This is a genomic window from Pseudomonas sp. GGS8 (genome assembly GCF_024168645.1).
Taxonomy (GTDB): domain Bacteria; phylum Pseudomonadota; class Gammaproteobacteria; order Pseudomonadales; family Pseudomonadaceae; genus Aquipseudomonas.
The window spans coordinates 5,956,034-5,971,775 of record NZ_JALJWF010000001.1; the positions used below are offsets into that span (position 1 = coordinate 5,956,034).

Sequence of the window (15,742 nt, forward strand, 5' to 3'; positions counted from 1 at the left end):
CAGGGCAAATGCTCTGCGCGGTAATCCCCCTGCAACTCAAACTGCTATCAGCGTGTCTGTGCCAATGACACTAATCACATCGATGTACTTGCCAGTGAGCAACGGATTACTTTGATACGCCTCCAAGCCGCTGCTGAATCCTCAACAAGAATCCGGCTTCGAAGGCATCCTGGTAATCACCGACAGGAAAGGTCTTGCGGGTTTGCGCCAGCTCCCACCACAGTGGAATCTCGCCGGGCGTATCAAGCCAAGCCTGGGCACATTGCACGCCACGTTCGATCATCGGGGCAAACTCGCTGCCCCAAGGTGTCAGAAGACTTGAGCAACCATCCGCCGCGGGAATTGAAATGTAGTTTTCGTCCATACACACCCTAGATGTCTGATTTATTGTTAGACGCGGAATCCAGCCTTGAAAATCTTAACGACACCAAATGAACGCTCGATAACAGGCATGAGCATCAAATGGCCTAGATCAATGCCAATGTAGACTATATCCCGTGGATTGAGAGTCCCTCAAGGCGCAATTTGCGCGCATGACTCAAGACTACGAACAGCTTCGTCTGCAGCTGGCGGAAAACATCCGCTTGATGAGACGCGTGAAAAACCTGACCCAAGAGCAGCTCGCGCTCATGGCCGAGGTAGATCGCACCTACGTCAGTCAAATCGAACGATGCACGGGCAATCCGTCGCTGTTGGTCCTGTGCAAGCTGGCCAATATTCTCGAAATCACCACAGATCAGCTACTTGCAGAACCCGATACCCTGCGCAGCGCCCTTCACGTCAAATAATAGTCTCACGGTTCACAAATCCGATAGATCCGCCTTCATAATTTCCACTGACAGTCTTCAGGCTGTAAGCGAACCTGCCCAGGCCATACACCGAGAGCCTGGATCATGCCTGTTGCCTGCTCATCAATCTCGCCCACAAAGCTACGGCCCCTGGCGTTAAGCATCCTGCTGGCGTGCGGCCCAAGCGTGGCGCTGGATACCGGCAGCATCACCGCCTCTGTGCTTTCGCCAAATTGCCTCGCATACAGGGTCGTCGGCATTTGTTTCTGGCTGCTCTGCACGCCCTTCGGCTGCACAGTCAAAACCTCAACCAAGGTTCGTCATTTCCTTCCTGAACTCGTGGTCTCGAGCTACGCCACCACCGGCAACAACCCCTGGACCGAGATGGCTGCCCTCTCCTCTCCCATCAGCGGCGCGGAGGGTGGCGGCAACCTGATCACGCCGAACACCCGTCGCGACAACCTGCCTCGTTTCAAAAACGTTGATGGCATCGGTCATTCAGGTGGCTGGACCGCAACACAACTGGCCTCTCAATCCGGCTATGCCTGCGCCAGCGGTGCAACTGCGTTCATGCCCTACTACCTGAGTACCCTGGACTCACTGGCCTGGCGCCATGGCATTCCGGAAAGTCTTTACCCCGAGTCGCTAATGCCGGGAATCCGTGAAATTGGTCGTCAGGCTTTGGGAAATATGTGGGGCAACGTCTATCCCCGGCAGGGCTTTATCGTACAACCCGACGACTTCAAGGCGGCCGCCGTCATGGCGCAGCGGGCCGGCGATGTGATGACCCGTAACGGGCAGCCGCATGTGTACTTACCACTCACGCCGGCCAAACGCGACGGCTACTGGCCGCCTGGCCCGATCGTTGAAAACGACGCTTCTACCCACAAATGGCAATTGCTTTACCCTAAGGTTCAGCCCACGTGCGCCATCTTCCCCAGCGATCCGGTACAGAGTTCGGATGGCGGCTACGCCTGGTCGTTGTGGCGCCCTTATAGCTGCTGCAAACGTGAGGGGCAGACCTTCCTGTTCAGCATCGACTTCGAAGGCGGTGCGTCATGAGTCGGCTTCGTGCGCAATCATGGTTTGGTCTGGTAAGTCTATTGCTCTACGGGCTGCTCGCCATTGCCACGCATTCCCACGCCGCCGAGGGCGATTACCGCCTGGGCACACAAGGCGAAGTGCTCGACGACCGGGTGATGTACACCATCGGAGGCGGTTCGGCAGTGGGCTCACCGAGTTCACTCTACCGACCCAGTGGTCTCGGTGTCGGCGGGTCATGGCGAGCGAACATGATGTGCGGAAACATGAGCCTCACTAACACTCTGCAAAACCAACTTAACGGCGTCACCGAAGGTTTCCAGCAGATCATGGGCAGCATCGTGCAGAACGCGACCCAAGCGGTGATGTCGCTGCCGGCGTTGATCATCCAGCGCGCCAACCCCGGTCTCTATGAGTTGCTCAGTAACGGGGTGATGCAAGGTCGTATCGACTTCGATCGCTCCAAGCTGACCTGCCAGGCCATGGCCGAAAAGATGGCGGACAAGGTAGGTCAAGCAGGCTGGGGCGCGCTGGCCAAGAACCAGGAGATGCAGGGCAATCTGGAGCAAACCGGCGGCGATGCGGTGGCCGCGGTGAAAAACACCGAGGCCCTTAACGGGAACAATGGGGTGTCCTGGGTCGGCGGTTCGAAGGCTGGTGGTGATGGGCAGACGCCCATTCGGGTGACCTCCGACGTGGTGCGTGCGGGCTACAACTTGCTGCATAACCGGACGGTGGATGACGGTGCCTCGATCAGTAGCAGCGATTGCCTAGGTGGGGCTATTTGCCAGATCTGGGCCTCTCCCCAGGAGGAATCCGAATGGGCTGTTCGGGTGTTGGGCGAGACCGAAGTCTCGACCTGCGACACCTGCGAAACCCTTCGTGCTACCGCTGGCAGTGGATTGACGCCGTTGATTCAGGAGGCCTATAGCGAACGCCTGAAGGCCCTGCAGGGGTTGCTGTCTGGCTCTCTCCCGCCTACCCCTGACAACCTGGCTAAAGCCTCCAGCCCGATGTTACCGGTGACCCGAGGCGTGGTCGAAGCCCTGCGTGACGATCCCGACCAGGATCTGCTGGCACGGCGTTTGGCCAGTGAGACTGCCCTGTCCAGCGTACTCGACAAGGCGTTGCTGCTACTGCGTACGCTACTGGCGGGCAGTCACGAACCGTACATCGCCTCCGCCGAGCCGGCCCAGATCGCCTTGACGAAAAACATCGACGCCTTGGAGCGCGAAATTCGCCTGCTGCAGACCGAGCTGCAGGTCAGGCAGATGCTGACGACCAATACCGCCAGCCTGGTGCTCGACCGGCATGCCGGTGGCGCTGATGCTTCGCGCACCGTCGAGCAAGGCGACCCTGAGCCCGGTCGACTTAATGATGCTGACGCCAGGCGCAAGTGAGCCATGAAACGCTCACCGCTATTCACTCTGCTTTCAGGTCTAGGGATTGCCGCGGTGATGATCCTCACCGCCGCACTGGTCGCCTGGATCGGCCGCACTGCGCTGGGTAGCCTCGAGGCCTGGCAGCAGGCATTCGAATCCGCACGACCTTATCTGCGGTGGTGGCGCGCCCTGCTCTACGCCGCCCTCTTTGCGCTCTGGTGGGATCTGCTTCGGCGTTACCGACAGCGCCCCCAGGATCGACTGCGCGTGAAACGCATCGGAGCATTAGGGCTCGTGCTCTTTACCTGCGTCGAACTCACCCGACTGTGAGGTCACCGTCATGCTCATGAGCACCAACAGCTACCTGGAGTTTTACCTCTCCCTGCTGGCCTGGATCATCAACAACGGCCTCTGGAGCGTCCTGTCCGACACCGGGCTATTCGCCGCACCCTTTGGCGCAATCATTTTGCAAGAATGGTTGTCGGCCCGTCAGCAAGGCGCGGATGAAGGCAACAAGGGACTGCTCTCGGTGCCTCGGATCGAGAACCGGTTGTGGCTGGCCTACATCGTCGTGTTGTTCGGTTGCGCGCCTGTGTTTCCGTTGAGCCTCTCGTCAATGACGTTCGATGATGCGGCGAGTCAGCGCTGCGGCGTGAGCGTGGCCCAACCGACGGAAACCGCCTGGGGGACGACCTTCAATATTATCGGCGAACGCTCCGCCAACGTACCTATCTGGTGGTTTCTGGTGCATGCCTTGAGCAAAGGTGTGACCGCGGCGGCCACGGCTACCATCCCCTGCGCACCGGATATCCGGCAGATGCGCATGGAGATCGACAGCTCGCGCATCGACAGTCAGGTCCTGCTGCAGGAAGTCGCCGACTTCACTCGCGACTGTTATGGTTATTCTCGTTCTCGGCTATTCACCAACCGTCCGCAGTTGGGCAAAGCACAAAGTCACGACGCAGCGTGGATCGGTTCAAGCTATTTTCTCGATACCCCTGGCTACTACGATACGGATCGCTCACGAACGCCGCGAGTCAGTTGGCCGTATGACGACAACCGCGATGTCTCCTTACCGCGGCTAGAGAATGCCGCGGGCTACCCCACCTGCAAGCAGTGGTGGAGTGATAGCGGTGTAGGGTTACGCGAACGTTTGATCGAGCAGGTTGATCCCTCGCTGCTGACTCAGCTGAAAGGTTGGTTGGCTGGCCGTTCGAGCAACGAGATCGAGGATGCCACCCTGCGCGAACTGGTCAGTCCGCGCCAGCAATCGATGTCCATGTCGCCCGGACAGGTGTACCAGGACTATGGCTCCAGCGCTCGTGGCGGCTCGATCAATCAGGGGCTCAATAATCTGGCCACCAATACCGGGTTAGCACTGGGCTCCTTCAGCAACTTCCCGGCAATGAATGCACTACGCGCCGCTCTGCCAATGGTGCAGGCCTTCCTCATCATGGGCGTCATCATCAGCTTGCCGTTGATCCTGCTGGTCAGTACCTATCAGTTGAAGACCGTCATGACGGTGACGTTCGCGCTGTTCACCTTACACATGCTGACCTTCTGGTGGGAACTGGCGCGCTGGGTCGACTCCAGCATGCTCGATACCCTGTACAACCAGGTTTCGGCTTCCAATCAGGTGCTGTTGTCGCTGCCCACATCCGGGTTTATGGATGGGACTGTCACCGCGCAGGTGATCGAGTACGTGATGGGGGCGATGTTCGTCGTGCTTCCAATATTATTTTTGGCTGCGATGAGCTGGGCAGGATATAGCGTAGGTTCAGGCGTAGAAGGAATGCTCAGCAGGGGAACCCACGCAGCACAGACAGCGAGCTCTAATGGAACCTCTCAGTTGATGAGCGGTGCAAGAATTGTTTCGGGTAAATCGAGCTCAAAATAACCAAGAGGCTACTTCAGAGAACCCCATTTATCGTACCGCTCAGGCCAAGACGTTCTATGCATTGGATCATCGAGATCGTCAAGACCTGGAGTGTCTGAATCTTGAATTGGGATAGCTACTAATACGAAGATTGTGCACATCAGTACAAACAACCAGAAGCTAACAAAAAGAAATGCTCCGAGCAGAGCCAACTTGGCAGTCAGAAAACTCCCGAGAACAAGAAATTTATCTGCGGGCATACCCGCCGTCTCCGCCCGCTCAACCACGCGGGATTCAAACGTTTTCAACCCAAGGTAACCACGCTTCACCGACATACCACAGACGTACGCCCAGCGGTGGGTACGTGAACTCTGAACAGGTTGCTGAATCGGCATGGTCTCGCCCTCTTCTGAGCGTTTTCATGGTTGAGACAAGAGTAATAGCGTACTACTGAAGTCGGCCCGTGCCTGACCGTTTATCAGTTTGCCCCAGCCGAAAAATCTTCACTGGAAGACAGAAGACAAGCTCCGTGAAACAGCGTCTCTACAGTCATTGACCCATACAAATCGTCCGGTTAAATACAAGGTACGGATCGCTGTTATCGACAGCACTTTCCCAGGTAGCCAGAACCTTCAAGGCTACGTCACTTCGATGATGGCTCTCCCCAAGTGCGATCAGCGTTCGGTAGCTCGCACGGTCACCGCTTGTACGGTGATGAACGCCTACTGCTCTCCTGAGCGCCTTTCGAGCTCTGCTCGTGAGGAAAACCCTCTTGATTTTCTTCAACCCACTGCGGGGAAATCTTTCCCCGCACGGGACAGGTTTCTTCGCGTTTTCAACGGAGACATACCATGCCCGACTCACTTACACCGGAAACACTGAACCCCCTTCGGTTGCCCATCGTGTTCACATCTGGCGCGTGGCAACGCGCAGTACAGCTCGAGCGTTCCGATCACGCTGGGAAGCTGCAGATCGATCGGTTGAGCCACGTATTGCGCGCAGCTTTCGAAGCCCACCTGGCCTATCCACACAAGCCCTATGTGCTGTTCGAGGTAGTCCACATTGAACCAACCGATCACTTAGACCACGACCCGTTGCTCCAATTGAGTCTGAGCCTACTCCAAGAACCGGGTCAGCCTGGCGCCTTGCTGATAGCGCTTCCAGGAGAGGCCAACGCTAAACGCACATAACCGTACTCGGCGCTCAAATCCACATTCGGACGGCATGCAAGACCTGCATCAATCCAGCCCATCACCCACCGGGGAACCCTCCCCCGACGGGCAAGGCGTTCCTCCGTTTTTCTCTCGAGGAAATTGCCATGCGCGATATCTACCAAGACGTAACGGACAAGATCGTTACCGCGTTAGACCAAGGCGTTACCCCCTGGATCAAACCCTGGTCCTCAAGTGGCTCAGCTGACGTCACTCATCATCAACCCTTCCCCATCAATGCCATCACGCGACGTCCCTATTCGGGGATCAATTTACCGTTGCTCTGGGCCGAGGCCAGGTTGCAGGGGTTCACTCAAGATCGTTGGCTGACCTTCAACCAAGCCAAAAAGGCCGGTGGGCATATCCGTAAGGGTGAGCACAGCACCCTGGCGGTGCTCTACAAGCCGATGGAGCGGAAGGAACAGACTGAGTCAGGCCAACCCGTACTCGATGAAAACGGTCAGCCCAAAGTCGCTCACTTCGGCATTCTCAGGACGCATTTTCTGTTCAATATCGAGCAAACGGAGGGGCTCGAATCGCTCAATGAAACACTGCTCGAAACGGAATCGACCGATGCCTTCCAGGCCAACAGCGCTGCGGAAAATCTGCTGTTAAGTTCAGGTGCACGCATCGTTCATCGGCCTGCCGACGAAGCTTTTTACCACCGGATCAGGGATCTCATCCAACTGCCGACAAAAGCACAATTTCACGATGAAGGCGGGTACTACGCCACCGCACTGCACGAGCTGACACACTGGACCGGGCATCACTCTCGGTTGCAGCGCGAGGGTGTGACGTCATCCTGTCCTTTCGGCTCGCCAGGCTACGCGTTTGAGGAGTTGATCGCCGAAATGGGCGCTGCGTTTTTATGTGCCTACACCGGTATACAGGGAGAGTTGCGACACGAGGCCTACATTGACTCCTGGCTCAGCCTACTCAAGGCTGACAAACGCGCGATCTTCCGCGCCAGTGGTCACGCCCGAAGCGCCTCGGAGTATGTACTCAACCTAGAGCAGCAACTGAAGCAAGCCGTCTTGGATGACTCACTATGCATGAACGATGGAGCTTAATGATTGCCTCACCACTGCAAACGTTTCACAGGGCCCAACGCGAGTTGAGCCCTTTTTTTGTTTCCAGAAGCATTACGCCGCGGGGCCCTCACGCAAGACAAGAGAGCCCCCCGCAGCTTGTCGTTACGTATCCAAGTTCTGCGCCAGAAAATCCACCAACTCGAGTGGGCTTCGGCTGTCGATCACCTTGTAGATCAGATCGCGTTTACTGCGCGGCAACTTCTTGACCACGCTCTTCGCCGAGGCCCTGACGGCTTCGTCTGTCCCATGGATGCGTGCCGCAAGCAGCAGCACGAGCGTGGCGTCAGTGAGGGTCATGATAGGACTCACGAAAATTTGCACCGCAGTGTACCGAGTTCTCCTTACCCAACACTAACTAGATCATCGATGTACTCGCCGCATAGCCAGAGAATGAGCAATATTTCAGTCTTTTAATAGTTGGATCCCTCACCAAAAGACATGATCCAGCGCATCGATGGCGGCCTGGATCAACCCCGTACTCTTCACCGATCTGCGTACTTTGAAGTACGCGGCAAAGCCTCAAGCAGCACTTTGCCGGGAGTTGTTGCTCACCTCGAACAGCCCCACCAATTTTTGCAACTTGTTGGCGTCGAGCCTTACCGTTTCCGCACTGGTCTGCAGCACGATCACCGTCTGGCGCATCTCTGCGGACGACTGGTCGACCTGCTTGATCGTTTTGCCATAGTCGAGGCTGCGTTCATTGAGTTGCTGGATGATGCTGAACATGCTTTCCACTGCCTGATGCAGTTGCACATTTTCCGAGGATGCCTCTTCGGCCAGGCGCAGGCTGTTGTCAACATCCTTGACTCCGTTTTCCATAAAACCCACGGCTTTTTGCGTTTCGTTTTGCAGGCCTTCGACCATCTGCCGGATGTCGTCGGCGGCGCGGGATGTGCGCGCGGCCAAGGTTCGGACTTCATCGGCTACCACCGCAAAACCACGACCATGTTCGCCGGCGCGGGCGGCCTCAATGGCGGCGTTCAGCGCCAGCAGGTTGGTCTGATTGGTGATGTCGCTGATCAGGCCGGTGATATTGCCGATTTGTGCCATCCGGCTGTCAAGCAACTGCACGCTCGAAGAAGACCGCTCCACGACATCGCGAATTGACTGAGTCCCCACTTGTACCGCGAGAAATTGCTCGCGGGCTCGGCTGACCACTTCGTCCATCGCTTGCTTCATTTGTTCGGCACTGGCCGAGGCTTGTTGGATCTCGCCCAGTTGCTCTTCGACAATGATCATCATGCGATGCACCGCATCCGCGACCTCACCGGAAGTGAGTGTGGCTTCCTGGCTGCGACTGAGCATCAGCTGGTTGGTCTTGCCGACGCTATGGCTGGCCTTGACCACCTGTCCGACGACTGCATCCAGATGGTCGATAAAACTGTTGATCCAACGGCCCATATCTCCGGTCTCGTCGTTGGCCATACGCGTGGTGTCGAGGCGCTGACGCAGATTGCCCTCGCCTTCAGCGATGGTCCTGATCACACCGGTCATTTCGTTTAGACGCGCAGCCAACCGCTTCGGGCCAAAAGTGCTGAACAGGGCCGCAGCCGTCAACATGCTCAAAGTCTCGCAAGCATCGATCAGGCTCTGCTCCAGACCACTGTAGTGCTGGACCAGGAAATTGCAGACGAACAGGCCAACCATTGTTGCCAGGTAAGGTTTCATCAACCCATAACTCAGCGAGCGCCGTCGATAGACTTCCTCCAGATCGGCTTCGCACATCATCCCCCAGCGGTCAGGTGAACCCGGCAGTTGGAAAGTAACGCCCTTGCCGACGACCGGAATGTGCCGGTAGTCCGAGTAACCTGGGTAGGTGACGAACAGATTGGAACCGCTACGAATGGTTTCTCGCACACCGGGGTGCAACTGCTGGGTCGCCGGATCGGTGAAGCGCAGCTCCAGTTCGGTGTGGCGCTGTATCTGTACGGTCTTCCAGGGGGTGCGTACGCCACTTTTGAGGTTCTCGCCGCGGGTGAACGTACCGTCCTCAAAGCGTGAACGTGACAGGGCAATACCCGGCTGAATCGTTGAATCGAAACGCGACTGGACCATGAACAGATAGTTATCTCCCGACTCGGCAAAAATATGCCCGGCCTCACGCTGGATCAAGTCGCCCAGGACATCGTTCGGTACACGGCCGCAGAGGCAGCCAAGGACTTTGCCATCAGCCTTCAGGGGCTGGTAGAACATCAGCGTGACCTCGTCGTGAAAGCGCGAGGATGAAGGGCCGATCTGCAAGGTCAGAGGGTCACTGTAGGGGCCGTGGAGAAACGGTGCTTTCAAACCTTCGGCCAGTGCTTTGGGGTTGCAGGGGCTGCTTTTGCCATGGCCACTCCAGGTCGAGGCGATGACTGCGCCACCTGTATCGACAACAAAGAGTTCGGAAAAGTCCTCGGCCTGGCCGAGCTTGTCCAGCAGCGGATGATTGTCGAGATGGGAGAATTCGCGGCTAAGGGTCACGGCCAGTTCGGCCAAGTGTTCCCACTGCTCCCGAGTCCAGTTGTGCAGCAATTTGACTCGGGTTTCGGCAATAGCCTCGAATGTCTGCTCAATCACCGGGTAGGCAGACCGATTGAGTCGGCAGGACCAGCTCATCGCCAGTTTTCCGGTCTTGCCAAACCAAGGTAACCAGCGCTTTTCGGCGGAGGATAACTGCATAGAATTGCTTGATAGCGACATTCACTTCCCCAAGTACGACATATGAGTGCCAAACTTGCAGGCAATTACCACGCCAATACGAAAGCTTGCTATCCATCGCCGATGCTTAAGAACTTAGACTCAGAGTTGGCTTGCGCAGGATCTACCCAAGCTGAAGGTTGTCAGCACTATGTAGGAGCTCAGAGCAACAGAAGGTTATTGAGCGGGCTATCCGATTGGAACATTCGTGTTTCAAAGAAGTGCACGATGCGATACACGCTCACTAACAGGGCCATATACGACTACCCGATACAGCTGCTAGCGCGATTGGGGTACTGCTTCCAGTCTCCATTAGATCGTTGATTTGACCGCCCCGCTGCTGGGAACCGGTGCCCTCGCTGATTACTCTTAGTCGGTGATATGACGCTGGATCATTGCCTACCCCTGATCAGCGAAATCATGGCTCAGCACCTACCGGCTCCCTCCAAGCTCCGCTGCAAAATGGTACTTGGAGAAAATCGGCATTCCCATTGCCACACAAAGGGACACGGGCCAAAAGGACGGGTAAGGGTTGGAAGGGAATGGGACTCAAGGGTAAGAGCTCTATCCGAAAAGGCTAAAAGGCCACTGACCCAGCCACTTCCCGGAGGTCACGATGCTCAGCCTGTTTCGCCACAAAGGGCAGAAGCCCCCTCCGCCGCCGACCGTGAGCGTCGCCGCAGGCTACCTGCCCATCGAGTCGGCCCACAGTTTGTTAGCAGCGGAGCACCGCCGCCAGTTGCTCGATCGCATCTGGCAATACACCGCCCTCTCCCACGCCCAATTCACCCAGCTCTACTTAAATCCGATCCATCGCTACGCCGAACAGGTCCAGCAACTCCCGGCCAGCGAGACGCACCATCATGCGTATCTCGGAGGCATGCTCGACCATGGCCTGGAGCTGGTCGCCTGTAGCTTGAAACTGCGCCAGTCGTATCTGCTCCCCTCCGGGGCCGCGCCCGAAGACCAGGCCGCCCAGACCGATGCCTGGTCGGCGGGTATTGCTTATGGCGCCCTGCTGCATGACATCGGCAAGATCGCCGTGGACCTGCAGGTCGAACGCCAGGATGGCCGTCTTTGGCATCCTTGGCAGGGGCCATTGGATCAGCCCTACCGTTTTCGCTACCTCAAAGGTCGCGACTACCACCTGCACGGCGCCGCCGCAGGTTTGCTCTACACACAGATTCTCGACCGACCGATCCTCGATTGGCTCAGTGGGTTTCCGCCACTGTGGGCCAGTCTGCTGTATGTCCTGGCGGGCCAATACGAACGTGCCGGCGTGCTCGGTGAGTTGGTGATGCAGGCCGACCGTGCTTCCACCGCACAGAACATCGGTGGTAACCCGAGCAAGGCGCTGCAAGCGCCGATTCATTCGTTGCAACATCACTTGATCAGCGGACTGCGTCATCTGGTTCAGCACGAACTGAAACTCAACCAGCCGGGTGCCGCGGGATGGCTGACTCAAGACGCACTGTGGCTGGTCAGCAAGACGGTCACGGACAAGCTGCGAGCCTATCTGCTGTCGCAATCGATTGAGGGCATTCCCTCCTCCAACATTGCTGTGTTCGACGAACTGCAATCGCATGGGCTGGTCGAGTCGACTCCAGAAGGTAAAGCCATCTGGACCGCTCTCGTGACACAGGGAAACTGGGGGCAGAGCTTTACCTTTCTGCGCCTTCAGCCGGCGTTGATCTGGGGAAACGAAGACCGCCCCGAAGCTTTCAGCGGAACGGTGAGCATGGCAGCCGATGACCACTCGACTGACGCTCCGGCATCACCACCAGTGCCTAAGACTGTTAGTACAGGATCGCGTCAAAGCTCCTTGTTGCCAGATCCCATAGCAATGGAAGATGCCGACTATCTCGGAACGATACTGGATATGTTCGACTCAGCAGAACCTGAGGTTCGTGAAGAACCGTCAGAAAGCGCTCTCGGAATTTCAACGCCCCCTTCGGATAACCCTGGCCAGGCATTTCTGAATTGGGTCAAGGAAGGCATCCTGAGCCACAAGCTGATCATCAACGACAGCAAGGCCAAGGTGCATACGGTGAGCGGTTCGGTGTTTCTGGTAACACCCGGCCTTTTCCAACGCTACGCTCAGGAGTTTCCTGGTATCTCACAAGGTGCCGATCAAGAGATTGAAGATTGGCGCTGGGTGCAGAAGCAGTTCGAGAAACTGAAGATCCACAGGAAGCGAGGCAACGGTTTGAATATCTGGGCATGCCAAGTGCAAGGCCCAAGGAAGAAAACCACCTTGAAGGGATATTTGATCGAGGAACCGAAGTTACTTTTTGAATCGATACCACCAGATAATCCTTTTCTGAAAATCGAAAAAAATTAAATTTCCGTAGTGCCCCATTGGTGGGGATCGAAGCGCAGAGTTGACTCTGGAGTGACCCGCAACTTCACTGCTCTGTTACCCTTCCCCGGCGGTGAATCGCGCCCAATGATGGATTGGGCGCAGTAGTCCCCCAGCCTCCCGGCCAGGCTGGCTGATCCGCCGAAAGCTCGTCGCTTTGTAGCAATTTCTAAGCAATCTGCAATTACTGCCTGTCAGGGGCACTACCGGTACTATGCTTACCCCGATTCATTAGCGCGCTTGAGCATGTTGGCAAGCATCATGGCGACGTGGGCAGCTGCAGAGCTTGCGGGGCAGTGCAGGAATTGAACGTTAGCGCTGGTTGAAGGAACAGGACCTATCACGAATACAGGGACCGGGCCGAAGTTAACTGACATTAATATGCGAATGCGGACCTAGACAACTGGTTTAAAATTTAGTGGGTAATTTATGAGTTCAACGATGCAAAGCTCGACGTGACAGGAACTTCTTTTTTTAGAGAGTCACGACTCTGTGATAGCTTGGCACCAACAGGTATTTTCTCGGACCTTGAACGCCCGTCGTGCAAAAGAAATAACATCAGCCGCAAGACAAGCGCGGGAGTTTTTTTAGGAACTCTGCAGAATCAAATGTTTCAGTCAAACCACTGTTAACATTTTACGGAGCTGCTAGCCTTAGCAGGTCTGTCGCACTGCTCCTCAATCCGCAAGGCGGTGAATCCGGCCTAACTCAAGGACACGGCATTACGACTAGAATGGCCGAAGACATTATCGGGTGAGATTTCCGCAGGACTTGCCGCACTTGGTGAGCTAAAGATAAAAACTTGCAAAGGCTTATTTTCAGATATCATCAGACAGACAACACCATATGCATACACATAAATTCCTCTGCGGTTGAATGGCGTATACCATATGCCCCCGAACTTGGAGACGAACTAACCTTTGATGACTTAATGCTACGCCTGCCAGACATTAAATCAGAACACAAACGTTCTTCACAGACAGTTCTATATGCTTCAGCCGGATCATTAAGCTATGATCTTGATAACGGATTCAAGACACAGGTAACGTCTGATAATTTTCTCGAATTTATTGATATCTACCGATCACATGGCTACCAAGTCACGCAAGACACCTCCTCTTATAGCTTAAGTTGCAACGCCAAAAACTTTCAGAAAAACCCTCCTCAGTTTTTTTCATTCATACGTTAATAAAATGTTTGGAACCATACCGGCTCTACATATTGCAAAACCATTAAAAAGTGGCTCTCGACATTCTCAAATCGCCATTACATACATGCCTTCCTATTTTCTTGGCATGCTTAGTCGTTACTACCCCACCCACTGGACGTCACTATTTAGCGGAGAAAAGGGTGATGGGCGGTGGCCAGAAATATACCTAACCCAAAAATATATTGACCTTTGCTTTCCTGAGTTAATTTTAGAATTTCTAGATGACAGTTTAGCTTTAAATAAGAAAACGAAGTCTGCGCCTAACTCGAGAGGACAATGATACTTAAGTCCGCGCAAGGGATACTGCTACTTTGGTTCATGCCAGTAGTTGAACTGCGCCACAGTCAAATGAGGCCGCCGGGTATCTATATTAAAGATAGGGATTCGAACCCGACCGTGTTATACCCCAACTCGCTCCAGACCGTGATTTTGAGGCATTGAGCGAGTGACCGCTGGCCTGCACGGGCCTATGACGGCCTCATCTTTGCCCTAAAATCGCCCTAAACATCAGGTTCATAGCCAGGTCCATCCGGCGCCTCGAGAATGGCTTGGATGGTATTGACTGGACGCTGACAGTGAAACAGGACTCGTAAAAAGATCCCATCCAGAATTTGCAGTTCTCGCTCCCCGTTCCCCACGAAGTAACCTTTGCCATTGTGACGTACCAAGGGGAAGCCCTGCTGCTCTGCCTGGCTAAATTCTTTATTTGTCGCCTCACGGATTTGCAAACCAACTTTCTGAAGCTTCTCTAGAAGCATAGACACATTAAGGCCCACGCAGACGTTCTTCCTACCGAACAGGATGTCAAATTTGTTTTTTTCCGAAATATTTCAGTTGAATATCGGCAAAGCCAGAGGGTGTCTCAATGTATCTATAAGGCTTGCTCGCGGACAATCGGGAGTGCCTCCAAAATTGTCAAACCACAAATTAAAGGCTCCATGCCCGTGGCCTAGCATCGCCTCTTTGGTGTACGAGGCTACAAAAAGGCAGTCCTCTACGACATCCAGGGCCCAACCCTTGGAATCTGAACCGTCCAATACTCCATTGAGCTCTTCTTCCCAGCTGCCAATGATGACAATTTCCTCGGGAATATGGATGTTATGGTTTGTGTCCGGATCCCGCGAATGCCCTTTTGACAGAATCTCACCTACATGCCCCATCCGCTTAGTTTGTCGCAGCATTCGTTGGAGTTGTTTGACTCCAGACTCTCCGTGCTTTTCAGCAAAAAACTGAAACGCCCGTGGACAACCTGACTTTGAAAAAAAATCCATAAATTGCATTAACTCATAATTTTTTTGCCCCTCCTTCACCTCCGCAATACTCAACCCACCTCTCGACCCCATCGTCAGTAAATCACCCACTTGGACAAATGATGTAAGATCCGAAATCAGAGAGAAACTACCCGGATCACGCTGGCTTCTTTCGCTAGCAGCTAAAACAACCGACTCAAAATTAGACTGTTTTAAATCTACCGGTTTATGACTTTTGTAAAATCTACGAGCGTAACAAAGCTGATTACCAATCATCTGCCAGGCCATTGCATCCGCAATACCGTGCATCAGTATTTTTTGCGATCCACTGAGCAGTTCTTTTGAATTAACTAGCTCAATAATTTCTTGCTGAGCAGCGTTCATCCCAGCATGAGAGAGAGTAAGGAACCGCCTTCTGAATTCGACATCAGTTTTCACATCATTATGGGGTAACTCTTCCCATATAGACTTAGAGCCCTTGGTCGCAAAATCGTAAAGCGTTAGGGCAAACTCCTCCAGCTTGGGGTCCAGCCCTGTCGGCCGCAGTGTTTCAAAAGGATGATATTTGGCTTTTCTTTTCTTCTTTTTCATACAGCGGCCGCCGTGATATTAACTTGCCCCCACTAACCACATCTTGAGCCTCTCATCTCGCCACGCTGAAGTCTAGCCCTCGGCTTCCCAAGCTGATAACGAGGGTTCGATTCCCTTCACCCGCTCCACTATTTTCAAGGCCTCCAGCCTACCCCGCCTCACTTAGGTGTCTGTTAAGGTGTCTGTTTCTGCTTTTGCAGACTCCGAACAGTTGAACAGTCACCAACGCCAAGCACGCCGTTTTTTTCAAATCATGCCCGCCTC

The 15,742-nt window shown here is 54.8% G+C and carries 14 protein-coding genes and 1 pseudogene; 9 read left to right on the plus strand and 6 right to left on the minus strand.

What is annotated here, in order from left to right:
• Positions 1 to 106: 106 nt before the first annotated feature.
• Positions 107 to 364, minus strand: coding sequence for a LasR-specific antiactivator QslA (locus tag J3D54_RS26435; RefSeq protein ID WP_253424795.1), 258 nt, complete (start codon positions 362 to 364; stop codon positions 107 to 109).
• Between the two features lie 169 nt (positions 365 to 533).
• Between J3D54_RS26435 and J3D54_RS26440 the strand changes: the two genes are divergently transcribed.
• The 5 genes from J3D54_RS26440 (at position 534) to J3D54_RS26460 (ending at position 5,108) form a co-directional block, all read left to right on the plus strand.
• Entirely contained in the window at positions 534 to 788 is a 255-nt protein-coding gene (locus tag J3D54_RS26440; protein ID WP_069551348.1) for a helix-turn-helix domain-containing protein, read from the plus strand.
• Between the two features lie 105 nt (positions 789 to 893).
• The gene (locus J3D54_RS26445) at positions 894 to 1,850 is read left to right on the plus strand and encodes a TIGR03756 family integrating conjugative element protein (RefSeq protein WP_253424797.1); all 957 of its coding nucleotides are present in this window, start codon (positions 894 to 896) and stop codon (positions 1,848 to 1,850) included.
• Positions 1,847 to 3,229, plus strand: coding sequence for an integrating conjugative element protein (locus J3D54_RS26450; protein ID WP_253424799.1), 1,383 nt, complete (start codon positions 1,847 to 1,849; stop codon positions 3,227 to 3,229). The genes J3D54_RS26445 and J3D54_RS26450 overlap by 4 nt, the downstream gene beginning before the upstream one ends.
• Before the next feature lie 3 nt (positions 3,230 to 3,232).
• Entirely contained in the window at positions 3,233 to 3,541 is a 309-nt protein-coding gene (locus tag J3D54_RS26455) for a hypothetical protein (protein ID WP_253424802.1), read from the plus strand.
• A gap of 10 nt (positions 3,542 to 3,551) precedes the next feature.
• Positions 3,552 to 5,108, plus strand: coding sequence for a conjugal transfer protein TraG N-terminal domain-containing protein (locus tag J3D54_RS26460; protein WP_253424805.1), 1,557 nt, complete (start codon positions 3,552 to 3,554; stop codon positions 5,106 to 5,108).
• A gap of 8 nt (positions 5,109 to 5,116) precedes the next feature.
• Here the strand turns inward: J3D54_RS26460 and J3D54_RS26465 are convergent, their stop codons facing one another.
• Positions 5,117 to 5,482, minus strand: coding sequence for a DUF3742 family protein (locus tag J3D54_RS26465; RefSeq protein WP_253424807.1), 366 nt, complete (start codon positions 5,480 to 5,482; stop codon positions 5,117 to 5,119).
• Between the two features lie 456 nt (positions 5,483 to 5,938).
• On the opposite strand from J3D54_RS26465, the gene J3D54_RS26470 reads away from it, so the two are divergent.
• Both J3D54_RS26470 and J3D54_RS26475 read left to right on the plus strand, forming a co-directional pair.
• Entirely contained in the window at positions 5,939 to 6,277 is a 339-nt protein-coding gene (locus tag J3D54_RS26470) for a hypothetical protein (RefSeq protein WP_253424809.1), read from the plus strand.
• A gap of 128 nt (positions 6,278 to 6,405) precedes the next feature.
• Positions 6,406 to 7,368: an ArdC family protein gene (locus J3D54_RS26475; RefSeq protein WP_253424812.1), complete on the plus strand. Its 963-nt coding sequence runs from the start codon at positions 6,406 to 6,408 to the stop codon at positions 7,366 to 7,368.
• Between the two features lie 123 nt (positions 7,369 to 7,491).
• Here the strand turns inward: J3D54_RS26475 and J3D54_RS26480 are convergent, their stop codons facing one another.
• The gene (locus J3D54_RS26480; protein WP_093432593.1) at positions 7,492 to 7,686 is read right to left on the minus strand and encodes a hypothetical protein; all 195 of its coding nucleotides are present in this window, start codon (positions 7,684 to 7,686) and stop codon (positions 7,492 to 7,494) included.
• A 222-nt stretch (positions 7,687 to 7,908) separates the two neighbouring features.
• Complete coding sequence (locus J3D54_RS26485; RefSeq protein WP_253424815.1) at positions 7,909 to 10,071, minus strand: methyl-accepting chemotaxis protein; 2,163 nt, start codon at positions 10,069 to 10,071, stop codon at positions 7,909 to 7,911.
• 613 nt (positions 10,072 to 10,684) lie between these two features.
• Here J3D54_RS26485 and mobH point away from each other — a divergent pair.
• Positions 10,685 to 12,409 (plus strand): MobH family relaxase, encoded by a 1,725-nt coding sequence (gene mobH / locus J3D54_RS26490; protein WP_253424818.1) that lies wholly within the window; start codon positions 10,685 to 10,687, stop codon positions 12,407 to 12,409.
• A gap of 610 nt (positions 12,410 to 13,019) precedes the next feature.
• Positions 13,020 to 13,184 (plus strand): annotated as a pseudogene (locus tag J3D54_RS30485) (hypothetical protein); the annotation flags it as partial.
• Positions 13,185 to 14,137: 953 nt separating this feature from the next.
• Here the strand turns inward: J3D54_RS30485 and J3D54_RS26495 are convergent.
• Together J3D54_RS26495 and J3D54_RS26500 are read right to left on the minus strand one after the other, a co-directional pair.
• Complete coding sequence (locus J3D54_RS26495; RefSeq protein ID WP_253424821.1) at positions 14,138 to 14,413, minus strand: hypothetical protein; 276 nt, start codon at positions 14,411 to 14,413, stop codon at positions 14,138 to 14,140.
• 54 nt (positions 14,414 to 14,467) lie between these two features.
• On the minus strand, positions 14,468 to 15,478 hold the full coding sequence (locus J3D54_RS26500) for a hypothetical protein (protein ID WP_253424824.1): 1,011 nt from the start codon (positions 15,476 to 15,478) through the stop codon (positions 14,468 to 14,470).
• Positions 15,479 to 15,742 lie beyond the last annotated feature (264 nt).